Raw genomic sequence first — 6,411 nt, forward strand, 5'->3', positions numbered from 1 at the left:
GCGTTGTGGGAGACTAACGGGTAAAAACCTACGTAAAGAACGTGAAGTTAGAACACGACGTTAAAGAGTAAGAGGAGTTAGACCCATGGCAACTGTTGATATTACGAACGAGACTTTCGCTGAGACTATTCAGAACAACGACATCGTGCTCGTTGATGCCTGGGCATCCTGGTGCGGTCCGTGCCGCCAGTTCGCCCCGATTTATGAGAAGGCTTCCGAGAAGCACTCAGAGGTAGTGTTCGCAAAGCTGGACACCGATGCCAACCAGGAGGTTTCGGCAGCCCTGGGCATTCAGTCGATTCCGACGCTGTTTGTTTTCCGCGAGGGAATCCTGCTGTTCCAGCACTCTGGTGTGCTGCCGGAGGCCGCCCTGAGCGATCTGGTTGGCCAGGCTTCGGAGCTGAACATGGATGATGTCCGTGCGCAAATTGCCGAGCAGGCCGCACAGGATAGCGCTACCGAGTAAACTCTGCGGTTCAGCCCGCATACTGTGCGTTTTCCGACTTGGAGCACTTCCGCGTAAGCCCCCGCGCCTGAACTAGCCCTCAAGCGCGCGGGGGCTTTTTGTATCTAGTCCGCGCGCTGGCCACGAATGAGCCAGCCAATACCAAAGCCAGCGAGTGCTGCTACTAGCGCCCACAGGGCTGGAGCGACTTTGTTTGAGTCCTCCTCAATCGACAGTGGTGCGCTGGTGCGGGCGTGCTTTGTCTCCTTCTCACCTGTTGGCAGAACCTGCCCGTCTGGGAACACGTGCTTGACAGCTTCGGTGAGTTCGTTGGCGGTCAGGTTTTTGCCCAGAACCGCGATAGCGTAACGGTCATCGTCGCCAAGGAATCCGGCAGTGGTGTGCTGCTCTTCGTACCAACCGGACTTGTTGGCAATCGTTTCCTTCGGTAGCGCTGCACGCAGACCGAAGTTCTGGTCTGCATCGCCGTAGGAGTAGCGCGGCAGTGAGTACATCAGCTGACGCATGTATTTGGTCTCCGTGTCGCTCAGCCCGCCTTCTTCGCTCAGCATCCGGTCAAAGTAGGCAACCATGTCGGCTGGCGTACTGGTGGTGGCTCCCCACATAGGTGAGCCGACAGTCTTATCCGAGAGGCCGTAGCGCTGTCGGACATTGTCAACGATGCGTACACCGCCGTAGGAATCCCACAGCTCGTCAGTTGCTTCGTTGTTGGAGTATCGAATCATGTCGTCGCGCAGCATGGCGTCGGGGTTGCCCTCAACCGGCATATCACCCTGGCCAGCGACAATCTCGCCCTTCTTCGGCTGCGTGTAGTTGGAATAGGCCACAACGTCGGCGACGAATACCTTCATCAGGCTGGCGAGGCGAAAAACATCATCACAGTGTGAGTTGCAGATGAACTCACCGGTCTGGCGATCCAGAATGCCCATGCCGAGCATGCCGCCCTTAGCGTCGAACTTCTCAGTCACTTCGTCGAGACGAGTTTGCACGCCAAGGCCCCACTGGGTCTTCGCCCCTGGCACAAGTGGGGGAAACTCCTTCGGCTCACTTTTCACAGTGCTTTCCGACGGCTCCGTCGAGGACGTTTCCGATGTCGGTGAAGAGGTTTTCTCGGTCGACTTCTCAGCCGACTGTTCCGCCGACTTCTCTGCGGTTCGCCCTGTGCTCTTCTCGGGAGCCTTTTCAGTTGGCTTTTCGGTGGTCTTCTTGGTTTTTGCGTCGGAGGGCTTAGCCGGCTCCGTTGACGATGGAGCTGCTACGACTACCTGCGAAAATGCACCGGTATCGGTGGAGTCAGCAGTTGCGGTGACTGTCGCGTTAGCCAGCGGCGCAGTTGCTGACAGAGTAATTACCGCGGCGAGACTCGCGGCCAGTCCGCGGTACGTGCGTTGAGGGCAATGAACCATGTTTAGAGAGTTTACAACTCTGGGGGAGTCTTGCTTGTCGGTAACCAGCTCTTTCCGTTTGCCGAGAGAGAGCGAGCTAGCTCACGTACAATTTTTTAAGAGATGGAATCTTCTCGGTTCCGATTAGTTATTCCGCATATGTTGAGGAAGGTTGGATTTGCATGGCTAATCCATTTGCCAAGGGCTGGAAGTACATGATGTCTTCGTTCGATAAGAAGATCGAGGACAATGCGGATCCTAAGGTTCAGATTGCACAGGCAGCTGAGGCCGAGCGTCAGCGCCATCAGGAGATTCAGCGTCAGGCTGCGGCTATCATCGGCAACCGCAATCAGCTGGAAATGCAGCTGGGGCGGTTGACCTCTGAGCGTGACAAGATTACCGAGAACACCCGGCAGGCACTCGCCAATGCGGATCAAGCTCGTGCCAAGGGCGATGAGGCCACTGCACAGAAGATGGAAAGCACTGCTGAGGTGTTTGCCACCCAGCTGGTGAATGTTGAAAAGGAGCTGGAAAATACTACGCAGCTCCACCAGCAGGCCGTATCTGCTGCTGAGGAGGCACAGCGTCAGGCGCAGCAGTCGCAGGCTCGCTACGAGCAGATTAAGCAGGATATCCGCAAGCTGGAGTCGCAGGCCGATCAGGCCAAGATGCAAGAGACCGCGTCGAAGACTCTCCAGAGCATGCAGGGTATTTCCGAGGATCCGAATGTGCCGACTTTGGATTCGGTCCGTGAGAAGATTGAAGGCCGCTACGCCAATGCGTTGGGCGCTCAGGAGCTCGCGGAATCCTCACAGGCAGGTCGTATGGCTGAGATCGAGACTTCGACTCGCGATGCCGCTGCTGACATGCGTCTGGCCGAAATTCGTGCCCAGATGAATAATGAAAACGCTGCTCTCGAATCCGGTTCTGCCGCGAAGGATAACGCCGGCGAGCTGGAGGCCGCCGAGTCCGCCGAGTCCGCCGAGTCCGTTGAGGCCGTTGAGGACACCACAACGGACGCAGACGAAGCGAAGTAGCGTTCACCAGTTGCCAACAATCGTCAACAAGAAAGTGTCGGGGTTTATGTCAGTTTGAGCGGGAAAAACCACCCTAAACTGACATAAACCCCGACACTTTCTCGCACCAGCAGCGCCAGCAGCGACAGTAGCGCCAGCAGCGACAGTAGCGCCAGCAGTGCTGAAGCCACCGAAACTGCCGAATCCGTGAGGCGCGCTATTACTCCAATTCGCCGTTCTTCCGCGCGAGCAGCACTCCGCGGATACCGGCGTGGAAACCATCGCGCAGATTGACGCGCTGCGTCTCCGTCAGCGTGTATTCGTGCAGGGTTTCGCACGCAAACTGCAGCAGCGGACGATCAATGTCCGGTGGCAGCCCACCACCAGAGAGCAAGTGGGCACTATCGCGCGCCTGCTCGTTCGCAATATTCTCGTACCACCAGTTCGCGTACTGCTGTCCCACATCGAACGGCGTCTGAAAACCCGCGGATGCCCACACCTCGTTCGGCAGGGGCACGTATCGACTACGCAGCTTCCTCCTTGGCGCCATCATCGAAGGATTCGGCCGCGGGCTTGGTTTCGGCGTACTCGTGTTGGCACCGTCTTCGCTTGTCGACGACTCCGTCGCCGACTCCCCACTGCCGGTTGCAGTCGACGACGCGGAATCGGAGGCAGACGCGCCTGCATGCTCGGCTCCGGTGTTGTTCACAGTGTCGTTACCAGCCCCACTGCCAGTGTTGACTGTCGCGCCGGGCATGGTCGCTGGAGAAGGCTGTGCTGGCTGCGTTGGCTGCGCTGGTGAGGCAGCCGAAACGCCCGAAGCAGCGGAATCCACCCGTGTAGCTTCCGAACCGCCGGTGCGCTCTACCTCAGCGCGGTGCTCAGCCTGCGCCGGGATTTCCCGGGCACCCATCTTGGCCGCGTGCTCGACCTCGTTGAACTTCGGCGAGTCGGCCTTGGCCGTCGGCGTGGCTGCGGCATTGTCTTCGCTGCGACAGTCGGAGTCGCTGTCAGCCGTGGGGGATGGCACAACGCGCTGGTCCTGCGGAACCTCCGGAGTGCCGGCCTCCGGCGAAGCAGCGTCACCGTCGGCAGCGGAGGGAGTGTTCTCCGTGCCGTCGTCAAGCGAGCCCTCGCCCGGAGGAGTGATGCGCGTATCCGGCACGCAGGTGGCGCCGAGATCCTCGATTGGTTCGGCATCGCCCAGCGGCTTATTCGTGCGGACGACCGGTGGGATCGGGCCTTCGAGGACGTTGAGCTGCATGGCGTCGGCGAAGTCCTCGCGGGGATCGAGGATTGTCGTCGAATCGCAGGCATGGCGAAGCGCACCGGACATGGAGTCCCAGCCGAAGCCGTAGAGATGCACGCGCACACCGGCAGCCGAAGCCTCGGCGACGCCGGGCAGCATGTCCGCATCGCCCGAGACCAGCACGATATCGGAAACTTGGTTGCGCAGGCCGGCGACAACCATGTCTGCGACGAGCCGAGTATCGACGGCCTTCTGCGTCCGTCGGTCACCCCATTCAATGAGTTGACCTGCGCGCAGCTGCACACCATCGATCGTGCGCAGTGAGCGCTGGTAACGATGCGGCCCCGACTCCGGGATGCCGTCGTACCAAAGTTGCCGCTGAACTGGCTGGTTCAGCTGCTGGTTAATCATTCGGTCAAGGACACTAACTACTTCTCTAAGGTCGATTTCTAATTGCCCGCGGGCTCCGGTTTCCCACGAGTTGTAAAAGCTCGCCAATAAATATGACGTATCGACGAACACCAATGTGCGTTCAAGCATGGCTCCTAATTCCTGATTCTTTATTAACTAAATAAGCAAACCGGTTACATCGACAAGGATGCCCGAATAATTCATTCTATGCGCTAAACATGTTTAACTTCAGGGACTATTCTTAATAAGCCGCATCACTTTGACCGCTCTTCGCGGGTTGGCAGGAGTGCGAGTCGACGAGAAAACACCGATCAATTTAGGTATTGACGTGCAAAGAAATCGCCCCGCGAAGAGTACGACCACACAGGAGAAGGGGAGTTACAAACAGGTATGAGACGCTGGTTCGGCCTATTGGTTCTCATTACTGTGTTGGGACAAGCGGTTTTCAATGGCGGTCGCGTGCTGCTTTCTTGGCGAGTCCTCGATTTTGGCGGTTCCGCCGCCACCGTCGGCTGGTTCACTGCCGCATTTTCACTTGTACCTCTTATCATTGCGCTTCCCGCCGGCAAGCTTGTCGACAGTCATCGCGCCACCGAAGTCAAGTACTCCGGTCTCGTCGCCACCGTCATCGCGGCAGCAGTAATGGCGCTCTCGCCGAACCTACCTATTCTTCTGCTCGGCTACGTGGCCCTGGGGTTTGCCCACATGACCACGCTCATCGCCGCTCAAGGCATGGTTTCGCACCTGCGTGGCGGTGTCGCCGGGCTCGATAGCCTCTTTGCTTACTTCACGCTCGGAATTTCCGTCGGGCAGTTCCTCGGCATCGTCGGTGCAGGTCTGCTCACTCCTAACCACGACGGCAGCGCTATGACCGCTACAACTTCTGCGCTCTGGGCGATGACGGGAATCGGCGCGGTCGCCCTGATTATCGGCTGGCCGGTCGCAACTGCTTATCGACGGCACGAAGCGAATGCAGCCGCCGAAGTGCAAGCTGCTAGCTCAACTGAGCAATCCCCGGCGTCGACTGTTAGCGACCGCAGCCGGATGGACAAGAGGCGGCCGGCGCAGGCCGAAGCCAGCGGCGCATCGGTCTTAAGCATCCTGCGTATCGACGGCATGTCCAGCGCCATGGCTGTATCAATTGCGGTCATCGTAGCCATTGACCTGTTGACGGCATATGTGCCGGTGCTGGGACGTGAACTGGGTTTTAGTGTTGCCGAGGTGACGGCAATCCTTGGTGCGCGTAGTGGCCTCGCGATTATTTCTCGAGCCCTCATGCCGACTGTTTTGCGCCGAGCTAATCGCAATCGAGTCCTTATCATTGCAGTTTGTGCCGGTGTCCTGCCGCTTTTGGCAATGCCGTGGCTACAGAGTGCGTGGCTGATGGTTGTCGCGGTTGGTATCTGTGGCTTGGCATGGGGTTTTGTCATGCCCATGTCAATGACGTGGGTGAGCTCTCTGGTGGATGCCGAGGTGCGCGCCCAGGCGCTATCCATCCGACTGATGGGTAACCGCTTGGCGCAGGTCATCCTGCCGCCGGTTGCTGGCTTGGGTGCTACCGCGATGGGTGCAGGCAGCGTGTTTCTGGGTGCGGGTGCGCTGATGGGGGTCGCGTCTGCCACTGCTTGGCGACGACTCGCAGGTGACAAGGCGGCTCTGACTTAGTAATTGGTCGATTGCTGAGTTGCTGAAAAGCAGCGCCCGAGCCGTAGGAAGGCTCAAATCTGGCGTACAGAGTTAACTAAAGTGATTCGTTTTCCAGGTCCTACCAGCGGATTCGCTTAAATAGGGGCATGTGTGTAATGTATCTGGAGGTCAGCGCGGCCAGGCAGTTTATGTGTTTGGTTGGCTGATGTGGGGGAAATGTTTTCGTGCGGTTAGCCG

6 protein-coding genes are annotated in these 6,411 nt (G+C 58.4%); 3 read left to right on the top strand and 3 right to left on the bottom strand.

From position 1 onward, the window contains the following. The first annotated feature begins 85 nt into the window (after window positions 1-85). The gene (trxA, locus tag HMPREF2751_RS08880) at window positions 86-466 is read left to right on the top strand and encodes a thioredoxin (protein ID WP_016421700.1); all 381 of its coding nucleotides are present in this window, start codon (window positions 86-88) and stop codon (window positions 464-466) included. A gap of 104 nt (window positions 467-570) precedes the next feature. Here the strand turns inward: trxA and HMPREF2751_RS08885 are convergent, their stop codons facing one another. Further along, window positions 571-1,872, bottom strand: coding sequence for a serine hydrolase (locus tag HMPREF2751_RS08885; RefSeq protein WP_070549571.1), 1,302 nt, complete (start codon window positions 1,870-1,872; stop codon window positions 571-573). A 161-nt stretch (window positions 1,873-2,033) separates the two neighbouring features. On the opposite strand from HMPREF2751_RS08885, the gene HMPREF2751_RS08890 reads away from it, so the two are divergent. Beyond that, window positions 2,034-2,888, top strand: a complete 855-nt coding sequence (locus tag HMPREF2751_RS08890) for a PspA/IM30 family protein (protein ID WP_070595884.1) — start codon at window positions 2,034-2,036, stop codon at window positions 2,886-2,888. A gap of 44 nt (window positions 2,889-2,932) precedes the next feature. Here HMPREF2751_RS08890 and HMPREF2751_RS10990 read toward each other — a convergent pair whose 3' ends face one another. Beyond that, a complete protein-coding gene (locus tag HMPREF2751_RS10990; RefSeq protein WP_255456202.1) occupies window positions 2,933-3,058 on the bottom strand; it encodes a hypothetical protein in 126 nt (41 codons plus the stop codon). A gap of 29 nt (window positions 3,059-3,087) precedes the next feature. Continuing rightward, complete coding sequence (locus tag HMPREF2751_RS08895) at window positions 3,088-4,656, bottom strand: NYN domain-containing protein (protein WP_070549570.1); 1,569 nt, start codon at window positions 4,654-4,656, stop codon at window positions 3,088-3,090. 261 nt (window positions 4,657-4,917) lie between these two features. Between HMPREF2751_RS08895 and HMPREF2751_RS08900 the strand changes: the two genes are divergently transcribed. Next, window positions 4,918-6,192 carry an MFS transporter gene (locus tag HMPREF2751_RS08900; protein ID WP_070595885.1) on the top strand — a complete coding sequence of 425 codons (1,275 nt, stop codon included), beginning with the start codon at window positions 4,918-4,920 and terminating at the stop codon, window positions 6,190-6,192. The last annotated feature ends 219 nt before the right edge of the window (window positions 6,193-6,411 follow it).

The sequence above is a fragment of the Corynebacterium sp. HMSC063G05 genome (assembly GCF_001810555.1).
Lineage (GTDB): Bacteria > Actinomycetota > Actinomycetes > Mycobacteriales > Mycobacteriaceae > Corynebacterium > Corynebacterium jeikeium_D.